This is a genomic window from Bradyrhizobium sp. USDA 4541 (assembly GCF_024171085.1).
Classification (GTDB): Bacteria; Pseudomonadota; Alphaproteobacteria; order Rhizobiales; family Xanthobacteraceae; genus Bradyrhizobium; species Bradyrhizobium australafricanum.
Map to the genome: position 1 here is coordinate 1698097 of NZ_JALJZF010000001.1, position 23397 is coordinate 1721493.

Genomic DNA, 23397 nt, shown 5'->3' on the forward strand with positions numbered 1-23397 from the left:
AGCATCGAACCCGGAACCTCGAGATTCCGGGTTCGGTCGCTGTAGCGCCCGCCCCGGAATGACAATCGGAAAAATCATCATGTCAAAACTCAGCGACACCACCCGCAACAAGCTGAAATCCGTCTCCACCGCGACGGTCGCGACCGCGCTGTTCAAGCGTGGTTTCCGCATCCAGATGATCCAGGATGTTCATCCCCTGGGCCCGGATCAGCCGACCATGGTCGGCGAGGCCTTCACGCTGCGCTACATGCCGGCGCGCGAGGACCTCAACAAGATCGAGGTGTTCCGCGATCGCGCGCATCCGCAGCGCAAGGCGATCGAGGAGTGCCCCGTGGGCGCGGTGCTGGTGATGGACAGCCGCAAGGATGCGCGCGCCGCGTCGGCCGGCGCGATCCTGGTGACGCGGCTGATGAAGCGTGGCTGCGCCGGCGTTGTCACCGACGGCGGCTTCCGGGATTCGGCCGAGATCGCGCGGCTCGGCTTCCCGGCCTTTCATCATCGCCCGAGCGCGCCGACCAACCTCACGCTGCACCAGGCGATCGAGATCAACGTTCCGATCGGCTGCGGCGATGCGCCGGTGTTTCCCGGCGACGTCGTCCTTGGCGACAGCGACGGCGTCATCGTGATCCCGGCGCATCTCGCCGACGAGATCGCCGACGAGACCTTCGAGATGACCGCGTTCGAGGATTTCGTCACCGAGCAGGTCCAGAACGGTCGCGGCATCTTCGGGCTCTATCCTGCGACCGACGAACAGACGCTGAAGGATTTCGCGACGTGGCGGAAGGCGAAGGGGCGGTAGCGCCTCACTCTCCGCCGTCGTCCTTGATAAGCGATCGCCATACATCCCGCCGTCGTCCCGGCGAAAGCAGGGACCCATAACCACAGGGAGGAGTTTGGCGAAGACTGGCAGTTGCGTTGTGTGCCGTGGTACTGTGACTGCCTTGCTCGATAGATCACGCGGTATGGGTCCCGGCCTTCGCCGGGACGACGATGGGGAGGGGACCGCGCAAGCCAACCGGCACCCTACACCTCCGCCTTGTCAGCCATCCCGACCGCCCACAGCGCGAACGCATAGACGATCGCGACCTCGTCGAGGCGGTTGAAGCGGCCGGAGGCGCCGCCGTGGCCGGCGCCCATGTTGGTGCGCAGCAGCACCGGGCCGCCGCCGCGCATGGTGGCGCGCAGCCGCGCGATCCATTTCGCCGGCTCCCAATAGGTGACGCGCGGATCGGTGAGCCCGCCCATCGCCAGGATCGCCGGATAGTCCTTGGCCGCGACATTGTCGTAGGGCGAATAGGACAGGATGGTGCGGAAATCCTTCTCGCTCTCGATCGGATTGCCCCATTCCGGCCATTCCGGCGGCGTCAGCGGCAGCGTGTCGTCGAGCATGGTGTTGAGCACATCGACGAATGGCACTTCGGCGACGATACCGGCGAACAGCTCGCCGGCGCGGTTGGCGACCGCGCCCATCAGCATGCCGCCCGCCGAGCCGCCGTGGCCGACGATGCGCTTGGCACCGGTATATTTCGTCTCGATCAGCGCACGCCCGGCGGCGGCGAAATCGTCGAACGTGTTGGTCTTCTTCTCGCGCTTGCCGTCGAGATACCAGCCCCAGCCCTTGTCGGCGCCGCCGCGGATATGCGCAATCGCATACACAAAGCCGCGGTCGACCAGGGACAGCCGGTTGGCGGCAAACGACGCCGGCATCGCCATGCCGTAGGAGCCGTAGCCATACAGCAAAAGCGGCGCCTTGCCGTCACGAACGAAATCCTTGCGATGCAGGATCGAGACCGGCACTTGCGCGCCGTCATGCGAGGTCGCCATGATGCGCGTGGTGACGTAGTTGGCCGGGTTGTGGCCGGACGGAATCTCCTGGCGCTTGCGTAAGCTCCGCGTCCGCGTCGCCATGTCGTAGTCATAGACTTCCGACGGCGTCGTCATCGACGAATAGGCAAACCGCAGGTTGGTGGTGTCGAACTCGTAGCCGCCCATGGTGTCAAGCGAATAGGCCGCCTCGTCGAAGGCGATCGCGTGCTCTTCGCCGCTGTTGAGGTCGCGGATGATAATCGCCGGCAGCGCATTGGCACGCTCCAGCCGCACCATGTGGCCGGCATAGAGCTCGACGTCGAGCACATAGACGCCTTCGCGATACGGGATCAGGTCGCGCCAGTTGCTGCGCTCGGGTGCGGTGAGCGGCGCGGTGACGACCTTGAAGTCGATGGCGTCGTCGGCGTTGGTGAGGATGAACAGCTCGTCGCCGCGGTCGGCGATCGAATATTGTACGCCTTCCTCGCGTGCCGCGACCAGCCGCGGCGGCGCGTCGGGACTGGAGAGATCGATCAGCCGCTGTTCCGAGGTCTCATGGTCGCCGCCCGCGATCACGCAGAAGCGGCCGCTCGCGCTCTCGTGCAGGTGGGTGAACCAGCCGGAATCCTGCTCCTCATAGATCAGGGTGTCGTCGGCCTGTTTGGTGCCGAGCTTGTGCCGCCACACCTGCATCGGCCGGTGATTGTCGTCGAGCTTGACGTAGAAGAAGCTTTTGGAATCCGCGGCCCAGACCACGCCGCCGTCGGTCTCCTCGACGAGGTCGTCGAGATCGCCGCCGGTGGCCCAGTCGCGCACCCGGATCGAGAAATATTCGGAGCCCTTGGTGTCGGCGCTCCAGGCGTGCAGGCGGTGATCGTTGGAATGCCGGCTGCCGCCGAACTTGAAATATTTGTGGTCCTTCGCCAGCGCGTCGCCGTCGAGCACGACATGGGCGTCGCCGCCGTCGCGCGGCGTGCGGCAGTACAGCTCGTGCTGGCCGCCCTCGCGGAACTTGCGGAAATAGGCGAACGGGCCGTCCGGCGACGGCACGCTGGAATCGTCCTCCTTGATCCGCCCGCGCATCTCCTTGACCAGCCGCTTCTGCAACACGTCGGTATGGCCGAGCAGGCTCTCGGTGTAACCGTTCTCGGCTTCGAGATAGGCCCGGATGTCGGGATCGAGGATCGAGGGATCGCGCAGCACCTCCTGCCATTTCGGATCCTTGATCCACGCATAGTCGTCGGTCACCGTGATGCCGTGGGTGGTGAAGGAATGCGGCCGGCGCGGCGCGACCGGGGGCGATGTTGTGGTGGCGGATTTGGTCACACGATCCTCATGGTGCGGGGTTCCGCTCTATATCGGGATGAATGTGGCGATTGCCAGATGGGGCGGGCATCCTTGGTTGCCTCGTCATTGCGAGCGAAGCGAAGCAATCCATCGTTCCCCGAAGGGATAGAATGGATTGCTTCGTCGCTTCGCTCCTCGCAATGACGACGTGGTTAGGGCGAGCTACCCGTTCCGCAGCCGCGCGCCGGCATTGCCGCCGGACATCGGAATCCGGTTCACTGCCAGCACCACGGCGAAGGTGATCACCAGCATCGCGATGCCGAGCACCGCGATCGCGGCGAGGTCGCCGCCTTCGTTGAGGTCGTAGATCAGGACCGACAGCACCTTGGTCTGCGAGGTGAACAGCACGATCGCCGCCGACAGTTCCCGCATCACGCCGATGAAGATGAAGCACCAGGTCGCGATCACGCCGGTGCGCAGCAAGGGCGCGGTGATCTGGCGCAGCGCCTGCAACCGGGTCGCGCCGAGAATGCGGCTTGCCTCCTCGAGCTCGGGATGGATGGTCGCGAACGCCGCCTGCAATTGCTGATAGGCGGACGGCAAATTGATGGTGAGGAACGCCAGCAGCAGGATCCACAGCGTGCCGTAGAGCACGAAGGGCGGCCGCGTGTAGCTCAGGAACAGGCCGACGCCGAGCACGATGCCGGGGACCGCGACCGGCGCGGTGGCGAGGAAGCCGAGCACGCGGTGGCCCGCGATCACCTTGCGCGTCGTGACATAGGCGATGACGAGCGCGAGGATGGTGCCGATGGTCGCGGTCGCGGTGCCGAGGATCACGGTGTTCTTGAGCGCGAGCTGGGTCGACGACAGCTCGGTGAACACGAAGACGATGTTGTGCAGCGTCGCCGTCGATGGCGTCACCAGCGTGGTCGCGTTCGGCGAGAACGCGGCGTTGAGCAGCGCGAGGTAAGGCAGGAACACCGGGTTGAGCAGCACCAGGAGGCAGAAGCCGAGCGCGGCCCAGCGCCAGCCGCGCAATTCGACCCGGCGCGGCGCGCCATATTTGCCGCCGATCACCGAATAGCCGCGGCGGCCGAGCAGCGCCTTCTGGCCTTGCAGCAGCAGGATGGTCAGCACCAGCAGCGGCACCGCGGCGGCGGCCGCGAGCTCGAGCTTCGGCGGGTACTGGAATAGGCTCCAGATCTTGGTGGTCATGGTGTGGAAGCCGGCCGGCAGCGCCAGGATCGCCGGCGAGCCGAACAGCGTCATCGCCTGCAGGAACGCGATCAGCGCGCCCGCGACCAGCGCGGGCAGCGCGAGCGGGATCGTCACCCGCCGCGCGGTGGTCCAGGCATTGCCACCGAGGATCGCGGAGGCATCTTCCAGCTCGCCCGGCATGGTGTCGAGCGCATTGGCCACCAGCACGAACACGAACGGGAACGTGTAGCAGGAGATCACGAAGATGATCCCGGTCATCGAATAGATGTTGAACAGCGCGTCGGCATCCTCGCCGGCGAACAGCCGGTAGAGCTGGTTCAATAGCCCGGAATTCGGCGCCGCCAGCAACTCCCAGGCGACCGCGCCGAGAAACGGCGGCGTCACGAACGAGGCCGTCACCAGTGCGCGGATGGTCTGCCGCCCCGGCATGTCGGTGCGCGACACCAGCCAGCTGATCGGCGCCGCGACGATGCAGCAGATCAGCGCCGACGTGGTCGCGATGATCGCGGTCGTCAGCAGCGGATCGAGGAAATCCGGATTGCTGAACAGCGTGACGAAGTTTTGCAGCGTCGGATGCCGGCTCTTGTCGGTGAAGGCAAACACCGCGAGCCACGACAGCGGCAGCAGGATCAGCAGGATGAGCAGCGCCGCGAACAGCCACAGCACGGGGCGTGTCCAGTCGATGCGGGCCTTTGCGGCGGGGGAGGCGGTTGTTGTCATGTTGGCACGCTGCAAGCTGTTTCGATTCCCTCGCCCCGCTCTTGCGGGGTCGAGACAAGCGAAGCTTGCTCTTGGAGGGGTGGGGTGAGGGGCTGCCTCCGCAGACACCGAATGCGCGGAGAGTCCCCCTCACCCGCCGCGCATCTTGCGATGCGCGTCGGCCTCTCCCCGCAAGCGGGGCGAGGCAAGGAAGTGTGCACCGCGCCCTTCATCGCTCAAACCCTGAACAAGCGCGCATAGCGCGTCTTGATCTCTTCGGTCATCGCTTCCACCCCGGCCGGATCCTCCTTCATCAGCTTGATTTCGGAAAGCTTGCGCCGGCCGGCCTTCGGCTGCACCTGGGCGTGCAGCGAATATTGGCCGGTGAAGTCGACGAAGAATTGCTGGGTCTCGCGGGTGTGCAGCCAGGCCTGGAACAGCTTTGCGGCGTTCGGATGCGGCGCACCGGCGAAGATGCCGGTGGGACCCGAGATCGTCGGCGTGCCTTCGGTCGGATAGACCGGCTCGACCGGCTGTCCGGCTTCCTTCAAGAGCACGATGCCATACTCATTGCCGTCCGCCATCACGGCGCGCTCGCCGAGCGAGAGCTTCTTCGGCGGGTCGGTCGAGGACTGCACCTGCATCACGCGCTGTTTTGCGAGCTTTTCGAGGTAAGGCCAGCCGAGCTCGCGCACGATCTGGAATGTGGTGGTCATGATGGTGCCGCTATAGGCCGGATGGCCCTTCACCATCTTGCCCACCCATTTCGGGTCGAGCAGGTCGGCAAAGCTCTTCGGCGCGTCCTCCACCTTCACCAGGTTGGTGTTGTAGGCGATCGACGACAGCCACAGCCGCGTGGTCACGGCCATGCCGTCGGGGTCGCGATAGTTGTCGGGAAAATGCTTCGCGACGTCTTCGGGCACGAACGGCATCAGCCAGCCGCTCTTCTTCCAGGGGATGAAATGCGAGGCATCGGCGCTGTTGACGACGTCGACGGCGTGGATGTTGGAGTCGAATTCCTGCGCCACGCGCTGGAATAGCCGCTCCGAGCCGGAGCGCTCGATCTGCACGGTGATGCCGGGATAAGCGGCCTCGAACGCCTTGCCAAGCTTTTCGCCGACCGGCAGGTCCATCGACGAATAGAACACAAGCTTGCCTTCCTTGGTCGCGGCGGCGACGAGATCGGGCGTGATTGCGACCGGCTCGGGCGCGGCAGCGCGTGCCGGTGACGCGAACACCGTGCCGACCGCAAGCGCCGCAGAGCCTTTCAGGACATCGCGTCTGGAAATCGGCTTCCGCATCGCTCGCTCCGTCTCTTGTTGTTATCGGCTGAGCGCCCGGCAGCGCGCGGGCGGCAGGGTCAGCCAGACCTCGCTGCCCTTCTCGACTGCGGTTTCGGTCGGCGTGGTTACCCGCAGCGCCGTGCCGTCGGCGGTCTCCACCATGTAGTCGCGGTTCATGCCGAGATAGACCTGCCGCGTCACGATGGCTTTGAGCGTGTTCTGCGCTGCCGCGGGCGGTTGCGTCGCGAGCTGGATCTCGTGCTGGCGGATCGCGACCGGCGCACTCTGGCCGGTCGTCAGCGTGGCGCCGACCACCTCGATCGTTGCGCCGGCGAACTCCACGTGGTTCGCATCGCGCGCGGTGCCCTTGATCACGTTGGCGGCGCCGATGAAGCGCGCGACGAATTCGGATTCCGGCCGCGCATAGATGTCCTCAGGCGCGCCGAGCTGGTCGATCTTGCCGGCATTCATCACCGCGATCAGATCGGCGGTCGTCATCGCCTCGGACTGGTCGTGGGTGACATAGACGGTGGTGTAGCGATATTCGTCGTGCAGACGGCGGATCTCGAACCGCATCTCCTCGCGCAGATTGGCGTCGAGATTCGACAGCGGCTCGTCGAGCAGCAGCGTCTCGGGACCGACGATCAGCGCGCGCGCCAGCGCGACGCGTTGCTGCTGGCCGCCGGAGAGCTCGCCCGGATAGCGCTGCGCCAGTGGTTCCAGCTTGGTGGTGGCCAGGATCGCGGCGACCTTCTTGGCGATGGTGTCGCGATCCATTTTGCGCAAGCGCAGGCCGTAGACGATGTTCTCCGCCACCGTCATATGCGGCCACAGCGCGTAGCTCTGGAAGATCATCGACATGTTGCGCTGCTCGGGCGGCAGCGTGCGCGCCTTCGATGACACCACGCGCTCGCCGACGCGGATCTCGCCGTCGGATGGTTCGAGGAACCCGGCGATCAGCCGCAGCGTGGTGGTCTTGCCGCAGCCGGACGGCCCAAGCAGGCAGACCAGCTGGCCATGATCGATCGTGAGCGAAACATCATCAACCGCGACAAACGATCCAAACCGCTTGACCAGGCCGCGCAATTCCACCGATGCCAAGCGGTCCCTCCATTTTGTTGTGTCGCAGGGATCCGTGCCCGGCTGTTGCCGGCAGTAAAGCGGAAAATGATGACGACGAAAAGTGCTCGTGCCCCGTCAAAAAGTCGTGGCACCTCTTCGTTGCGTTATTCCCCGACCACTCTTCCGTCATCCTGAGGTGCGAGCGGAGCGAGCCTCGAAGGATCGACGGCCCGGCTACTTCCGCGCACTCCGATTCGATCACGGCGGGAGCGCGGCCGTCGATCCTTCGAGACGCCCGACTTTGGCGGGCTCCTCAGGATGACGGGTTAAAGCCTCAGACCGGCTCAAGCTACGCCTTCACGTTCTCGCCGAGCCACTGGATGGCGGCGTCGGCGCCTGCCTTGCCGTGCGGGATGTTCAGCGCTGTCAGCGCGACCTCGACGACGCCGAGGGTGCCGAGAATCATCGGGGCGTTGACGTGGCCCATATGCGCGATGCGGAAGGCCTGGCCCTGCAAATCGCCGATGCCGGTGCCGAGCACGACGCCGCATTTCTCCTTGGCGTAGCGCTGGATCGCGGCGGGGTCGGCGCCCTTCACGGTCACCGTCGTCACGGTGTTGGAACGCTCGGCGGGCTCGGCGATGTTGAAGCCGAGCACCTGTCCTTCACCCCAGACCGCGACCGCGCGGCGCACCGCTTCGCCGAGCAGGCGATGCCGCTCAAAGGCATTCTCCAGGCCTTCGGCGTGCAGCATGTTGATCGCCTCGCGCAAAGCGAACAAGAGATGCACCGGCGCGGTGCCGGCATATTTGCGGTAGTGCTCCGAGCCCTCGCGCTCGGTCCAGTCCCAATAGGGCGTGCGCAGATCGGCCTTCTTGTGGGCGTCCCAGGCGCGGTCATTGGCGGCGACGAAGCCGAGGCCGGGCGGCGTCATCAGGCCCTTCTGCGAGCCACTCATCGCGACGTCGACATACCATTTGTCCATCTCGAACGGCATGCAGCCGAGCGAGGCCACGGTGTCGACCATGTACAATGCGGGATGGCCGGCGGCCTTGATCGCCTTGCCGATTGCCTCGATGTCGTTATAGGCGCCGGACGCGGTGTCGACCTGTACCACCAGGATCGCCTTGATCGTGTGCTCCTTGTCGCGCCGCAGCCGCGCCTCGACCTCGGCCGGACGGATCGCGCGGCGCCAGTCGCCCTTCAGCACCTCGACCTCGGCGCCCATCGCGGCCGCAGCCTGGCCCCACCCGATCGCGAAATGCCCGCTTTCCAGCACCAGCACCTTGTCGCCGCGCGACAGCACGTTGGAGAGCGTCGCCTCCCACGCGCCGTGGCCGTTGGAGATGTAGATGTAGGACTTGCCCTGGGTGACGAACAGCTTCGAGAGGTCGCGCAGCAGGCTCTCAGTCAGTTCGACCATCTCGTTGGAGTAGATGTCGAGCGCCGGGCGGTGCATTGCCTGCAGCACCTGATCAGGCATCGTGGTGGGCCCGGGGATGGCCAGAAATTCCCGGCCCGCGCGAACGGTCATCGTCCTGTTCCTTTTGGATAAAGCGCGCAAATCATGCGTGTGAGGGGTCAAGCGCGGAGACTATTCCATCGCGGCTTCGATTGCGAGCAGGACGAAGCAATCCAGCGTTTCCAAAACCGCGGGACACGATGCTATTTGCCGATCGATTCGACGACCGCGCGCCAGATCTGGTCCTTCAACTCGGTCGCGGCGGGGCTCGGGAGCTGCTCGACGGTGCCGTTGTTCTTGCGGCAGGCCTCGACCAGCCGCAGCACCCAGATTTCGCCGTCGGTGTAATAGGGATCGCCGCCGCCATTGCGGCCGTTGAAGGTCGGGCCGATGCCGGTGACCTGATATTTCGCGGTGACCATGCCGGCGGACTCGAGGTCAGTGGCGAGCAGCGCGCGTTCGGCGTCGAGATCGGCCGCGATGTGATGCGTCACCGCGCCGGTGTAGTGGCTGACGCCGACGCTGCGGTCGAGCGTCGCAGCGCCCAGCCACACCGGACGTTTCTCCTCGCCCTGGTCGAGCACTTTCCAGAACCGGACATGGTTGCGGCGGTCCGCGCTCGATCCGACCGGCCGCTCGAAGGCGAGATCCTCGCGGCGGTCGAGATAGAACAGGTTGCTCACCGGCGCATCCTTGTAGGGACGATCGAGCAGCACGCTGCCCACGATCTCGATCGAGGATTTCAGCGTCACCGGATCGGCCGGAAACCAGCCGGCCTCGTGCATCGCGCAGACCACATCCCTCTTGTCGCCGATCAGCCCGACATTCATCGGATCGCCGGGAATGCCCTGCGCGGTGCGTGTCACCATCGGCAGATTGGCGAGACCCTTCTGGTGCTCGTAATGCGTCCACAGCGCCGGCAGCAGCAGATAGGCCGCGATCAGGTAGATCGCCAGGACGAGCAGCAATGCCATCTGCGCTTGCCTGAGGCGGCTGCGCCGGCGCACGGAAGGCGGATCGATCTCGACATCGGTCATGCCGTGGTCCTTCACCTCTCCCGCTTGCGGGGGTCGAGACGAGCGAAGCTCGCTCTTAGGTCGGATTGCATCGAAGATGCAATCCGGATGGGGGCTTTCTCCTCATAAAGAGCGTCGCAAGCGGTGCCGATGAGGCTACAACTCAATCGCACTTCCGACTAGCGCCGCGTCTCGCGGCAGCCGGCGGCCTCGGCTTCCTCGACCGAGCAGAACCAGCGCGTGCCCTTGCTGATCTTCATTTCGATCTTGGCGTACCAGCGACTGGTCCGCTGGTGAAAGATGCATTCACCGGAGCGGTTGACGTTGCCCTTGATGGTGCAGTCGGGCGAGGGCGCCACCGGGCCGGAGGCCGAGGCGAGCAGGATCGCATTGGCGCCATCCGGCGGCTTCACCGCGCCGAGCACGGTGGTCTTCTTGTTGCGCACCCGCCAGTCCCACGGCGCGATGAAGGCGCCCTGCCACATCCCGGCTTTTGCCTCACGCGCGGCCTTCTCGTCGGCTTCGTAGTCATGCGAGGCGCGGGTGTAGGCCAGCGCCCAGCCGCTCGCGACCAGCCATTTCTGGATGTCCTCGCCGTCGACCTCGCAGCGCGCGATGGTGCGGCCGCGACGATCGACCGAGCGGGCGTGGCAGGTCCAGCTCTTGCTGCCGGCATGCTTGATCAGCTCGTCGCGCGCCGCGACGCCGCAGGTCCAGCGCTCGCCTTTGGTGTTGAGGCAGAGCTGGTCGGTCGACGGCGCGTCGACGCCTGCGAGCCGGATGCGGACGCTGCCGATCATGAGCTGGTCGCCGTCGCGGATCTTCGGCACGCCGGTGATGTCGGCGGCGACAGCCAGCGTCGGCAGCGAGAGCAGCAGGCCCGCGGTGAGCAGCGTCTTGAACATCGGCGTTCCCGGCCAGGTTCTTATCGTTCAAATGGCTTTTAGCGTGCAGTGGTCAGTGCCCAACGATTGTGCGGGCAATTGGGCAACCGTGCCAGTGCTGTTGCGTTTCCGCCAGTTTCAACTTCGCGTCATCCCCGATGTCCGCCATCCTCCCCTGGAGGGGGAGGATCGGGTCGCATGAAGCGCAGCGCAATGCGAGCCGAGTTGGGGTGAAGGTCTGTCCACTTGAGCAGTGCCCGTGTTGAGAGATCACCCCACCCCATATCGCATCTTGCTTCGCGCGACGCGATACGACCCTCCCCCTCCAGGGGAGGGTGAAGTCCCGCAGCCCGGATGAGTAGAGCGCAGCGTCATCGGGTATCAACGAGGCGTTGGTCTTTATCCGTAGCCCGGATGGAGCTCCGCGCAATCCGGGAATCTTTGTCGGCGGGCAACACCCCGGATTACGCTGCGCTCCATCCGGGCTACGAAACTACACCGCGGCCATTCGTCGCTTCGCCAGCGCCAGCGCCATCAGCACGAACGCCGAGGTCACCTCCGGCCCGCCGACCAGGATGCGGGTCGGCGTCTTCATCTTATTCCACTCATAGGCCCGGTAGGGCCCCTTGCGGCCGCCCTCGCCGAGCCCCTGCACGATGCAGTGCAGCGCCGGCGTGAAGGTCGAGACCTCGGCGCCGAGATGCGCCAGCGCCATCAGCGCCAGCGCGGCGTCGAACGGGTTCATCTCGTGGGCGATCAGCTCGCGCGTGACATAGCCGAGCACGCGGGCGCGGATCAGCGCGAACACGTTGCCGGGATCGATGATGCGCTGCGCCGCCAGCGGCAGCGCGACGAAGGCGGCATAGCAGCGGCCGAAATAGGCCGAATAGAGTTCGGGCAGATAATAGATGTGCGAGCGCGGATTTTTGAACGCGCCGCTTTCGACCAGATTTTTCTGGAAGGCGATGACGCGATGCACGGTCTCCAGCCGCTGCGGCGTCTCGATGATCTGCCAGCGGGCGAGGTTGCGGAACGAGACCTCGAGGATGTCGAGGTTCAGTGTCGGATCGAGGTCGTTGCCATAGGGCCGCTCGCCGGCGAGATTGTCGATCCAGGTGACGATGCCGCCCTCGTAGTCGATATTGTCGTTGAGCGGCACGGTGACGCGCGGCTCGTTGGCGCCCGATCGCACCTGGTAGCCGCGGTAGAAGTCGAGCAGCGGCTGCTTGAGGATCGGATCGTCGGAGCCCGCCTGGGTCGCGGCCGAGAACGAGCACGCCGTGGTGTCGCAGTCCGGCACATAGATGCCGAAGCCGAGATCCTGCTTGATCTGGGCGAAGAAGCGCGAGAAGCGCGGATGCCGGCCCGGCGCCAGCGCGGTGATGACCTTCACCGTCGAGCCGTCATGCGACGGCACCTCCTCGGCGCTGGTCTTGAGGCAGAAGTCCACCATGTCGGCGATCGCGCGCCGCGCGGTAACAGCTTCATCCGGCGAGGCAAGCCCGGTCTCGACGAAGCCGAGCAGCGCCTCGGTGAAGAAGGCGTCGTAATAGGCCGAGCGGTGGCGGATCTGCACCGGCTCCCACATCGGCTCGGCGATGCCGCGCCAGGCCGGGTTGATCAGCGCGCGCGCCGGCGAATGCGCGATGAAGATCCGCGCCAGATTGAACAGCAAGGTCGAGTTCTTGTAGCCGCGCGCGTTCAGCCCGGTCAGCGCCATCAGCAGCTCGCGCCCGCCGACGTCGGGGTCGCCGATCAGGTTGAAGGCGGCATAGGTCGGGATGAAGCCGTTCCTGCCGAACGAGCCGAGCAGATGCGCGCCGGTCAGGCGGATCACGCGGTCGATCTCGGCGATCTCCGGCGGGCGGCCAGGTGCGGTCGCGGCGGGCGGTGCCGGATGGCGCACACCGATACCGTCCATCAATACTGCGACGGGCGTGCCGATCGCGGCCCAGTCCGGCGTCTCGACGTCGCGCGCCGCGGTGAGCGCCGCGCGCAGGCCGGAGAGGCGGTCGGGATCGTTGAGCGCGGGCAGGCCGGTGCGGCGGAGCAGCGCGCGCAGCGGCGGATTGCCGAGCGCGGTCCGGTAGAATTTTCCGAGATGGGCATCGCCGCCGCGATAGGCCTGCAGCACGGGGTCGCAGACATCGTACAGCGACGGGCCGTCCTTCTTGACAGTCAGCGACCGGCACACCGCGCCTGCGATCTCGTGAAGGCCCAAGAAGCTCAAACAATCCCCTTTCCCGAGGAACCGGTTAACGCCGCCGCCCGACGGAGTTTCCTGTCGCTCTGCCCCAAACTCGCAAGCCTTTGGAAAGCTACATGAATCCCTGAAGAATACAAATGTGACAGAGATCACGTAACGGGATCTTAACGGCGTCAATGGCCTCTGCCGGGCGGCGGCATGCGGCAATTCGGGTTGCCCCGAGCGGCCGTCCGGGTTAAAGGAGCGTTTGTTGCGGCGCCGCAAATTGAGTTCAATTCAACGGCACACACACCTCAACCCCATTAAACCTGAACGTCTTTGACGCGACTAACTGGCGCGATCTTCGCTTGAGCGCCATCGGGATAAGAATTGGGACTTAGGAACGCTATGGACCTTAGGCAGCTTCGCATTTCCCGCCGCACCATCGCCGTCTGCGTGGCGGTGGCCGGCACGGTGTCGCTGGCGATTGGCGCCCATGCCGCGCTCAACAAGCGCACCCTCGATGTCGCCAAGGGTGGCGATAAGGTCGCCCCCACCGAGCTGACCGGCAGCATTCCGGCAGGCACGTCCCGCCTCGCGCTGATCATCGGCAACGGCCATTATCCGGACGCCGCGGCGCCGCTGGCCCAGCCGATCAACGATGCCCGCACCCTGTCGTCGGCGCTGCGCCGCGAGGGCTTTGACGTCGACGTGGTCGAGGATGCGACCAAGGACGACATGTTCCGCGCGGTCGAGCGCATGAAGGCCAAGATCCGCCCCGACACCGTCGTGATGCTGTTCTTCGGCGGCTACGGCGTGCAGGTCGGCCGCGAGAGCTACATGATCCCGGTCGATGCCACGATCTGGAAGGAAGCCGACGTCAAGCGCACCGGCGTCAGCGTCGAGTCCGTGCTCGATGCGATGAAAGAGCGCGGCGCCAAGGCCAAGCTCGTCGTGCTCGACGCCTCGCGCCGCAATCCCTATGAGCGCCGCTTCCGCGCGTTCTCGCACGGCCTCGCCCCGATCAGCCCGCCGGAGAACACCATCGTGCTGAGCTCGGCAACGCCGGGCAAGGTCGCCGACGACAGCAAGGCGCCGAACAGCGTGCTGGTCTCCGAGCTGCTCAACAACCTCAACGCCCAGGCCGGCGCCGAAAGCGCCTTCAACAAGACCCGCGTCGCGATCTCGCGCGCTTCCGAAGGCGAGCAGGTGCCGAGCGTGTCGTCCTCGCTGCTGGAAGACATCAAGCTCGGCGGCTGAGCCCGACTCTTTCCCCACGTCGTCCCGGCGAAAGCCGGGACCCATAACCACAGGGCCGCATTGTTGAAGCGCGCTGTGGCGACAGCTCTTCAGACAATTCACATTGGTGGTTATGGGTCCCGGGTCGCGCGGAGCCTGTCATCGGGCGGCGCTTTGCGCCGACCCGTTGGCTTGCCCGGGACGACGCTGTAGATGGAGCGCCGCCTACTTTGCATCCGCGCTGGCGCCGACTGGCCGCACCGGATCGCCCTCGCGCAGCAGGGCGCCGGCGCGGGCGACGACGATGTCGCCTTCCTGGATGCCGTCGCGGATCTCGACCTGGCCGGCCGACATCAATCCGGTCTCGACCCGCCGCGTCTCGACGCGGCCGCCGCGCACCACCTGCACCACGGTGCCGGCGGTGGAATAGAGGATCGCGGTCAGCGGCACCGCGACGCCGCAGCTCTGCCCGGTCTTGATCTGGGCGCGGCCGGACGAATTCACCAGCAGCCGCTTGTTCGCGCCGATGCCGATGAACACCTGGCCGAGCTGGCTGTTCGGCTCGACCGTCGGCGCGATCCGCCGCACCTTGCCATCGAGATCGCCGGCGCCGAGGACCTTGAGCTGCGCCGTCTGCTCGGTCTTCAGCTTGGCGATGTCGCGGGTCGGCACCATGCCGACCAGATCGTACTCGCTCTTGGCGATGATCGAGAACAGCGCGTCCTTGCCCGAGGCCGGGCTGCCTACAATCGCCGACGACGCCGAGATCGTGCCCGCCACCGGCGCCGTGACGTTGACCGAGTTGGCCCCATCGGTCAGCTTCGCCAGCACCTGGCCGGCGGTGACAGTGTCGCCGGGATCGACCATCACCTCCGCCACCTTCAAGCCGAAACGGTCGGGCCGGATCTGCTGCTCGTCACGCGGCAGCACGATGCCCGAGACCTCGACGATATTGCCGAAGCAGAATTTCGAGGCCTTCAGCACAGTCACCGCCGCGCCCTTCGGCACGGCGTCGGCTTCGCCCGCGGCAAGCGCGGGAGAGGCCGCGAGCACGAGCAGCGCGGAGGCGGCAAGGGCTGGGGCGCGCGTACGAGGCAAAATCATTGGCAAACTATTCCCAAAATGAGGGCCTCCTGAATACCAGATGCCGCCGGGCCGAACCAGCCGCCTGCGCTGCCTCGGCCGGCCCCGCATCCGCCGCCAGCTCCAGCTTCGCCAGCTCCAAATTCGCCAGCTCCAGCTTCGCCAACTCCTGGGCGCGCCAGATGTGCCGCAGGATCTCCGGGTTGACCCGATCGGCATGCGTCACCGGCAGCATGTGGCCGGCACCCGGCAGATGCCGCAGTTCGGCGCCGTCGATCAGCGCGGCGAGTTTTGCGACAATGCGCTGCGTCACATAGGGCGACAGCCCGCCCGAGATCAGCAGCGTCGGCACCTTCAAGGCACGCGCGGCTTCCGCCACGGCGTCGAGGTCGAGCGCGGCGCTGAAATCGCAAGGCAGCTTGTCGGCCTGCTCGATCATCCGCAGCCGCCCGCTCGGCGAGAACTGCTCGCGCGGCCCGGAGCCGGCCCAGAACGCGGTGAACGCCTCGACCGCCTCCATCACGGCGCCATCGACAATATCCCTTGAGACGATCTGCGCGATCCGCGCGAAGCGGTCGTACAGCCGCGCATCGGCAGGCGTGTCTCTGAGCAACGTAGGCAGGACGGGCTCGATCAGCGTAAGGCTGCGGATGTACTGCGCATAAGGCGTTGCCGTCGCCAGCCGAAACGCGATCGCCCCGCCATAGGAATGCCCGATCAGATGGAACGGCCCGTCGGCCCTGGTGAGCCAGGGCTCGAGCCGCGCAATCTCGCCATCCAGCGTCCGCGGCCAGTCGCGCCCGCAGGCGGCAACGCCATAACCGGAAATATCCGGCGCCATGAACCGGTCGCCGCCGAGCGCAGCCGCAAGCTTGGTCCATTGCCGTCCCGATCCCAGCGAGCAATGCAGCGCCACCACCGACGCCGCCGCGTGCGTCCCATCCAAACCCGTCATCAAACCCATCCTGCTTGTTCTTGTTGTCGCCGGGCGCGCGTTCGCACGCGCCCGTCATGACGCGAGCGAGGTGGGGGATGGGTTATTCCTGGGAGGGGGGGAGGGGGCGTGATCGTGATTGCGGAGGCAGACAGATTCACTGGATGTTGATTTGAGGCTCGTGGCAATCGGCGCCCGGCCTTCCCTGCGCCCTCTCCTGTGTGAGGCTGGATTGATCGCATGACTCGGGCGCGATCGCGTCGCGAGGATGCGGGCGTGTGCTTCTCCCCTCGGGTCTATCCCTTGGCTGTTTGATAGTTGAATCAGAAACGGGGCCGCATATTCAGTGTCGTCCCGGCGAAGGCCGGGACCCATTACCACCGCTGCTTGCGATGACGCTGTGCTGCGGCCGCAGCCGTGTTCAATCCAAACATCGGTGGTTATGGGTCCCGGCTTTCGCCGGGACGACGTGGGAGGGAGCCGTGTCTTGACTACTCCGCCGCCGCTTCCGCTGATGGCTCGCCCTTCCAGCTCAGGATCTCCGCCGCCAGGATGGGATGATTGAATCCCTTCAGCACGAGGTCATCGATGGCGCGACCTTCGACGAAGGGCTCGACCATGCCGTAGACGCGGCGGCTTACCACGATCTGGCCGGCCTTGGCCTCGCCGCACAGGCGGGAGGCGAGGTTGGTGACGCTGCCGATCGCGGCATATTCCAGCCGCTGCTCGAAGCCGACCTGGCCGAGCGTGGCGTAGCCGAGCGCAATGCCGATGCCGAAGCCGAGGCTGTGCCCGCGGTTGCGCCACTTCTCGGTCAGCGGGCCGACCGTGTCGCGCATCTCCACCGCCATCTTCACGGCGCGCGCGGTGTGGTCCGCGAGCTGGATCGGCGCGTTGAACAGGATCATCACGCCGTCGCCGGCATATTTGTCGAGGGTGCCTTCATACTTGAAGATCAGCTTGCCGAGCGCGGCGTGATATTCGCGCAGCACGTTCATCGCCTCTTCCGGCTCGGTCGCCTCGGTGAAGGCGGTGAAGCCGCGCAGGTCGCAGAACACGACGGTGACCTCGCGGCGGTGGCTGTCGAGCAGGCCCTCGGGATTGTCCGACGAGGCGATCAGCTGCGCAACCTGCGGCGCCAGGAAGCGCTCGAGCCTTCGCACGCGCTCGAGCTCGCCGAGCTGGGTCTCGACCCGCTGCTCCAGCGACTTGTTCCAGTCCTTGAGCGCCTCGGTCTGCTCGCGCAGCTTGTCGGCCTGCTCGCGCACGGTGGCGTTGGCCGCTTCCAGCGCGTGGCTCTTCTGGTCCACCTCGGTGAACAGCCGCGCATTGCGCATCGCCAGCACCGCCTGATGCGCAAAGGTCTTCATCAGGCCGATCAGGCTCGCCGGGAAGTCGCCGGCCGCCTTACGCAGCACCACCAGCGCGCCGAGCACGCCCTGCTGATCGACCAGCGGCACCACGAGCACCGAGTGGAAGCCGGCGCCGACCACGACATCGCGCAGCGGATGATTTGGCTGGTCGGTGAGATCCGGGAACGCCAGCGGCTCGCCCTTCGCGGCGGCTTCGCCGAGCGGGCTGCTGTTCGCCGCATCGATCGTGCGGTGATGGCCTTCGGCTCCGCTGTCGATGCCGATCGATTGCGTCAGGTTGAAGCTGCGCTGTGCGGCGTCATAGCCATAGATCAGCACGGCGTCGGCATGGGTGATCTCGAGCGCGCGGGCGCCGACCGTCGGCAGCACGGCATTGAGGTCGAGCGAGGACGCCACCGCGCGGCCGACCTCCTCCAGCACCTTCAGTTCGTTGATCGATTGCGCGAGGTCGCGGGTCCGCTCCTTCACCTTGGCCTCGAGGTCGGAATACGTCTCGGCAAGCTGGGTGGCCATGCTGTTGAACTGGCCGGCGAGCTCTTCCAGCTCATCGGATGTCTTCACCTCGATGCGATGGCCGAAATCGCCGGCCCCTAACCGACGCGCGCCGGTGCGCAGCGCCGTGATCGGCTCCAGCATGCGCCGCGCCAGGATCGTGCCGGCGATGATCGCGACCACGAGGCCGAGCGCGATCAAAAGCGCGATGCGCACCAGCTGGTCGCGGATCGGCGACAGCGCCTGCGCGGTCGGCTGCTCATAGAACACGTGCCAGCCGAGGTTCGGCGCGGCCGTTGCTGTCGTCAGCACCGCGTTGCCGTCGACATCCTTGCCGGAGACGATCGGCCTGCCGCTAGGCGACAGCACCGCGGCGACCTGCGGCAGCGCGGCAAGGTCCTTGCCGACCTCCGGACCCTTCGACGAGCTCGCCAGCACGCGGCCCTTGCCATCGACCACATAGGCATGAGCGAGCCGGCCGACCTGGGAGTCGCCGAAATAGTCATTGAGGAAGCGCAGGTCGATCTCGGCCATGGTGACACCGGCATTGAAGCCGGAATGCTGCTCGCCGATCGACATGAACGGCCGCCCGTCGCGGAAATACGCCGGCGCGTAGGCGGTGCCGCGGGCGATGGTCTCGGTGAATCTGACATCGCGGGAGAAGTCGGCGTTGGAGTTCACGGTGGTGGTCTGGCGCGACAGCCGCAGCAGCTCGCGGCCCTGGCCGCTGATCAGGGTGAGCTGGCTCACCGCCGGCACCTGGCCGAGCAACTGCGCGTAGTCGGCGCGGCGCAGCTCGATCGTGTTGGAAGAGGCGCGGGTGACCCAGGAGATCTGCCGCTCGAGATCGGATATCGCCTGCTCGATGCGCTTGGCGGTCGCATCCGCCTTCTCGCTCATCGCGTCCGTCAGCGTGCCCTTGATGCCGCGGTAGCTGATCCAGGTCTCGAGCGCGCCGTTGACCGCCAGCACGAACACGACGAGGCCGACCAGCGCGAGGACATACTTGGCGAACAGGCCGCCGCGCAGGAACCAGTTCTTGCCCTTGTCCGTAGCCGCGTTCATCCAGCCTCGTCCGGCCCCCAATCGGGTGCGCCGCATGATCCGCCGCTATTTAGCACGGATCGGCGGGGCGGGGCGGCCGCTCGGGCCGCATGGTTATCCCTTCATATCGGCGGGGGATATCCGGGAATATCAGCGATTGAACAGCTGACGCAGCACGTCCTTCATCGCCGGACTGTCGTGCTGCTCGGCGGTCTCGCCGGGCGGAGGGGGCGGTGGCGGCGGGGCCTGGTCGGGGGCCGGCGGCGCGGGCTGGCTCAGGTCGCGGCTCGGGCGCGATGCGTTGCTCTGGTTGAGGGTGGAAAGGCCCTGCTGCAGCAAATTGCCGATGGTGTCGCCAAGCTGCCCGCCGAGCGGGTTGCTCTGGCCGGCGCCGCCGCCCTGGCCGCTGCTGCCGGGCTGCGCGCCGCCGCCCTGCACGCCGTTGAGCAGATTGGTCAGCCCGTTGATGCCCTGACTCAGCCCTTGGCCGTTCGCCCCGAACAGGCCCTTGCCCATCTCCTTGAGCTTGGCATAGGCCGCCTGCGGATTGTCGAGCATGCCCTGCATCTCCGGATAGATCCGCGGCGATACCCAGGGTCCCTCGAGCATCACGGGGATGCCGAGGCCGACCGGATTGCCGGCGCGGCCCTGGCCTTCGGTGGTCATCACGAGCTGCGGCTCGACGCGGAACCCGATCTGGCGGGTGTTGAGGTCGATGGTGCCGACCCCGGTCATCTTCACCAGCGGACCGATCAGATTGAGGTCGGTGGTGACGGCCTGGCCCTTGTCGACCTTGAACGAGGCCGAGAGCTGGCTGAGATCGGTCGACAATTCCTGGCTCTCCTGCCAGCCCGACAAGGTGCTGGTGGTGAGGTTGCGGATCATCTGCGCCACGTTGAGGCCGAGGATCTTGCCGTCCTGGAACACGACGAAGGCGGTGCCGGCGAGATTGCCGACGATGGCGCGCTCGCTGCTGCCTTGCGAGGTCAGCGCGATCTTGGCCTGCATCTTGCCGTCGAGCTTGTCGAACTCGGCGAGGCTCTTCAGCACCGGCAGCGCGCGCGCGCCGGCGAGGTCGAGCCGTAACGCGTAGGTTGGATTCGGAGCTCGCGCGTCGATGGTGACGTCGCCATCGGCGGTGCCCTCATAGGCGCCGAGATTGGCGAACCGGCCCTTCAGCACGCCGCTGTCGATGGACGCATCGATTGCCGCCTGCGTGAAGCGGCCGTCGCCGATCACGAGCTCCGCCGCCGAGATGCGCGCCTGTGCGTCGACATAGTTGAGCCCGGCAAGATCGACCGACGCGTTGCTCCACGTATTCGTACCCAGCGGCTGCGTGGAGCCGGCCTGCCCCGGCGGCATCGCGATCGCAATGTGCTGGAAGTCGAGATCGAGCTTCACCAGCGGCTTGTTGCTGGCGAAATCGACCGAGGCCCAGCCGGTGAAGCCGCCGTCGCCGAGCGTGCCGGAGACGCCGTTGAACATCACCACCGTGCCGTTCAGCCGCGCTTCCGCATTCGCCTTGATCGCCGCGGGCAACAGGCCGGGCGCATCGATGCTGAATTCGGCCGGCACGCTCTGACGCTCCAGCGGTGCTTGCGGCGCGGTGGCGCGGATCTCGAATTTCAGCGGCTTGTCGCCGGCGCGTGCGTCACCCGTGACGACGATCTTGCGGTCGTCGCCGATGGTCGCGTCCGCATTGAGCGTCTCGATCCGGCTCTCGATCCGGTCGCGCACATTGGCGAAGACGATGGTGCCGCCGCTGACGCTGATATGCCGGATCGTGATGCCGCTGCTATCGGACGCGGAGGATTTCGCCGGCGGATTGTGGTCGCGGGTGCGCTCGCGCTGCAGCGGCAGATTGATCACCGGCTTGACGATCGCGAGGTCGGTGATGTCGGGCCGGCCCGACCACAGGCTCGACAGCGTCATCTCGGCCTCGACGCTGCTTGCCGCGAACCGGTTGTTGACGTCGCGCCCGCGCGGGTCCTGCAACACGACGTCGCTCAGCGTCAGATTGACCTTCGGCCAGAGGCCGATCTTGGCGCCGCCCTTGATGGTGAGCTTGTAGCCGGTCTCGCGCTCGACCCGATCGGTGATGGTCGATGTGAGGAACGAGGACGGGATCCCGACCACGGCCACCAACGCGATGATCACGATCACGGCAGCGATGGCGGCCCCGGCGAATTTCAGTGCTCTCATGTCGTTGTTCCAGGCCGGGCAAGCGGGGTTCCGTTGCAGAAAGTCACGGCCGATCACACGAGTTTATCCCGCAAGCAGGATCTGGCTCCAATGACCGGAAAAATAATCCGTTACCGCATGAACTTATGTGACCTCTCCCACACTCTTATGAGGGTGATTTTTGCTAACCGGGCGTCAGGGGACTGCTCGGAAGGATTTGGAAGGCAGTACAATGAGCAAACAGGCCGAATTTGCGGTCATTCTGAAGATGAATCCGATGTTCGCCGATCTCGGTGCGGACGAGTTGCAGCGGCTTTCCGGCCTTTGCCACACCCAGCAACTCGCGACCGGTGAGGTGCTGTTCCAGAAAGGCGATCCCGGCGATGCCCTGTTTGGGGTCCGCCGCGGCCAGATTCGGATCGAGACCGGTGCTTCCGACGGCAGCCGGCTCACACTGAACTTCATGGGATCCGGCGACCTGTTCGGCGAAGTCGCCGTGCTCGACGGGCAGGACCGCACCGCGGATGCGACCGCGGGCGAGCCCAGCGAATTATTCGTGTTGCGGCGGCAGGATTTCCTCGGCTTCCTCGAGCGCGAGCCGAAGGTTGCGGTCAGGCTGATCGAATTGCTGTGCCAGCGAATTCGTTGGCAGAGCGAGCGGATGGAAGAATCCGTGCTGCAGCCTTTGCCGGTCCGCCTCGCACGGCGTCTGTGCGCGCTGGCCGAGGATTTCGGTTCCGAGGTGCACATCTCGCAGGAACAGCTCGGCATCTTCGTCGGCGCCGCGCGCGAAAGCGTCAACCGGCAGCTGCAGACCTGGCGCAAGGACGGCATCGTCGACCTGCAACGCGGCCGGATCATGCTGCACAACATGACCAAGCTGACGGCGGTCGCCCGCAACGACTAGAGCGGACTGCATGCAACGCGCGCGGGAAGATTCAATTCTCTCGCGTGCTCTGCTTGCCGATGTTGACGCACTCCTGCCTAAAAGACGTGCTTGCATGATGAGGCCGGTACCGCTTTCATCCGGCCGCCGGTCCTTGGGGTGACACCCAGCCTTGCTGGCCTCACGCCATCCACCTGCAAACCCCTGCGGTCTCTCCCGTTGACCGCAGGGGTTTTGCATTTCGATAGATGCGTGACGCGAGCGCCTACCGCATCACCACTTCGGGATCGGCCCAGCGCAGATACTGGCGCGGCGCGGCGCCGAGCTCGCGCTTGAACATCGCGGCGAAAGCGCTCGGACTTTCATAGCCGACGTCGAGCGCAACGCAGGTGACGGCCTCGCCGGCGCCGAGCCGCGCCAGCGCTTCGAGCAGCCGCACCCGCTGGCGCCAGGCCGCAAAGCTCTGGCCGGTCTCGCGCCGGAACAGACGCGTCAGCGTCCGCCGGCTGAGCTGGCAGCGATCGGCCCATTCGTCGAGCGTAAGATCGGAACTCGGATCGACCAGCACGGCTTCGCAGATCGCGGCGAGCCGCGGATCGGGCGGCACCTGCACATGCAGCGACACTTCCGGCATCCTGCCGATCTCGTCGAGCAGGAAATCGACCAGCCTGCCGTCGCGCCCTTCCGGATCGTAACGGGTCGGCATGTGCACCGCTTCTTCCATCAACGCCTCGACCAGCGCGGAGACCCTGATCAGGCGGCATGTCGCCGGAGCATTCCTGATGCGGTCAGGCGTGACATAGATGGTCTGGATCTCGACCTCGCCCCATGCCCGCGACTGGTGCGCGACGCCGGCTGGAATCCACAGGCCGTGGCCGGGCGGCACGACGAAATGGCCGCGCTCGGTCATCATCGAGGTCACGCCCGCGGTCTGCAGGATGAATTGATCGCGTCGGTGCGCGTGCCGCGCGCTGGTGCTTTCGTTCGGATAGGAGGCCGCCATCGCCGCGAGCGGCCGTTCGACCTGTTGCAGCTGTCCGGCATAGTGCGCGGCGGCTGCGGGACCCGATTGCTTGCGGCAAACGCGCAAGCCGGTGGTGTCATTTCGTCGCGCTGCGACTTTCAAGTGTCGTGAGCTCCTGATCGATCGTCGTTTTCGCAGGGTGCTCATGCATCTTCCGGGCCACTTGGCCCGATCGCGATGGTTGTTGTCCCCCTTCAGGTAGCGCGGGATATGGCGTTTGGCAACAATGCCTCACCCCG

Annotated in this window: 16 protein-coding genes; 3 read left to right on the forward strand and 13 right to left on the reverse strand. The window is 66.0% G+C overall.

The annotated features are described in order from the left end of the window. The first annotated feature begins 79 nt into the window (after positions 1 to 79). Entirely contained in the window at positions 80 to 799 is a 720-nt protein-coding gene (locus J2R80_RS08035) for a ribonuclease activity regulator RraA (protein WP_057021244.1), read from the forward strand. Between the two features lie 224 nt (positions 800 to 1023). Here J2R80_RS08035 and J2R80_RS08040 read toward each other — a convergent pair whose 3' ends face one another. The 8 genes from J2R80_RS08040 to J2R80_RS08075 form a co-directional block, all read right to left on the reverse strand. Next, a complete protein-coding gene (locus tag J2R80_RS08040; RefSeq protein WP_253638338.1) occupies positions 1024 to 3132 on the reverse strand; it encodes a S9 family peptidase in 2109 nt (702 codons plus the stop codon). A gap of 183 nt (positions 3133 to 3315) precedes the next feature. Continuing rightward, complete coding sequence (locus J2R80_RS08045; RefSeq protein ID WP_253638339.1) at positions 3316 to 5031, reverse strand: iron ABC transporter permease; 1716 nt, start codon at positions 5029 to 5031, stop codon at positions 3316 to 3318. A 215-nt stretch (positions 5032 to 5246) separates the two neighbouring features. Then, entirely contained in the window at positions 5247 to 6311 is a 1065-nt protein-coding gene (locus J2R80_RS08050; RefSeq protein WP_253638340.1) for a substrate-binding domain-containing protein, read from the reverse strand. Positions 6312 to 6332: 21 nt separating this feature from the next. Beyond that, a complete protein-coding gene (locus tag J2R80_RS08055) occupies positions 6333 to 7385 on the reverse strand; it encodes an ABC transporter ATP-binding protein (RefSeq protein ID WP_253640947.1) in 1053 nt (350 codons plus the stop codon). A gap of 319 nt (positions 7386 to 7704) precedes the next feature. After that, positions 7705 to 8889, reverse strand: coding sequence for an alanine--glyoxylate aminotransferase family protein (locus J2R80_RS08060; protein ID WP_253638341.1), 1185 nt, complete (start codon positions 8887 to 8889; stop codon positions 7705 to 7707). 131 nt (positions 8890 to 9020) lie between these two features. After that, positions 9021 to 9854, reverse strand: a complete 834-nt coding sequence (locus J2R80_RS08065; RefSeq protein WP_168859251.1) for an LssY C-terminal domain-containing protein — start codon at positions 9852 to 9854, stop codon at positions 9021 to 9023. A 158-nt stretch (positions 9855 to 10012) separates the two neighbouring features. After that, a complete protein-coding gene (locus J2R80_RS08070; RefSeq protein ID WP_016845489.1) occupies positions 10013 to 10738 on the reverse strand; it encodes a thermonuclease family protein in 726 nt (241 codons plus the stop codon). A gap of 472 nt (positions 10739 to 11210) precedes the next feature. Next, the gene (locus J2R80_RS08075) at positions 11211 to 12938 is read right to left on the reverse strand and encodes a hypothetical protein (protein ID WP_253640948.1); all 1728 of its coding nucleotides are present in this window, start codon (positions 12936 to 12938) and stop codon (positions 11211 to 11213) included. A gap of 372 nt (positions 12939 to 13310) precedes the next feature. Here J2R80_RS08075 and J2R80_RS08080 point away from each other — a divergent pair, with 372 nt between their 5' ends. After that, complete coding sequence (locus J2R80_RS08080; RefSeq protein ID WP_253638342.1) at positions 13311 to 14162, forward strand: caspase family protein; 852 nt, start codon at positions 13311 to 13313, stop codon at positions 14160 to 14162. Positions 14163 to 14366: 204 nt separating this feature from the next. On the opposite strand, the gene J2R80_RS08085 is transcribed toward J2R80_RS08080, so the two are convergent. The 4 genes from J2R80_RS08085 to J2R80_RS08100 all read right to left on the reverse strand — a co-directional run bounded on the left by J2R80_RS08085 (position 14367) and on the right by J2R80_RS08100 (position 21269). After that, a complete protein-coding gene (locus tag J2R80_RS08085) occupies positions 14367 to 15245 on the reverse strand; it encodes an efflux RND transporter periplasmic adaptor subunit (protein WP_076834752.1) in 879 nt (292 codons plus the stop codon). A 7-nt stretch (positions 15246 to 15252) separates the two neighbouring features. Next, positions 15253 to 16179 carry an alpha/beta fold hydrolase gene (locus J2R80_RS08090; RefSeq protein ID WP_253638343.1) on the reverse strand — a complete coding sequence of 309 codons (927 nt, stop codon included), beginning with the start codon at positions 16177 to 16179 and terminating at the stop codon, positions 15253 to 15255. A gap of 470 nt (positions 16180 to 16649) precedes the next feature. Then, positions 16650 to 19088, reverse strand: a complete 2439-nt coding sequence (locus J2R80_RS08095) for an adenylate/guanylate cyclase domain-containing protein (protein WP_253638344.1) — start codon at positions 19086 to 19088, stop codon at positions 16650 to 16652. Positions 19089 to 19217: 129 nt separating this feature from the next. Further along, positions 19218 to 21269 (reverse strand): AsmA family protein, encoded by a 2052-nt coding sequence (locus tag J2R80_RS08100; protein ID WP_253638345.1) that lies wholly within the window; start codon positions 21267 to 21269, stop codon positions 19218 to 19220. A 211-nt stretch (positions 21270 to 21480) separates the two neighbouring features. Here J2R80_RS08100 and J2R80_RS08105 point away from each other — a divergent pair, with 211 nt between their 5' ends. Then, positions 21481 to 22155: a Crp/Fnr family transcriptional regulator gene (locus J2R80_RS08105; RefSeq protein ID WP_057021095.1), complete on the forward strand. Its 675-nt coding sequence runs from the start codon at positions 21481 to 21483 to the stop codon at positions 22153 to 22155. Between the two features lie 244 nt (positions 22156 to 22399). Here J2R80_RS08105 and J2R80_RS08110 read toward each other — a convergent pair whose 3' ends face one another. Further along, positions 22400 to 23260 (reverse strand): helix-turn-helix domain-containing protein, encoded by an 861-nt coding sequence (locus tag J2R80_RS08110; protein WP_016845952.1) that lies wholly within the window; start codon positions 23258 to 23260, stop codon positions 22400 to 22402. Between the last annotated feature and the right edge of the window lie 137 nt (positions 23261 to 23397).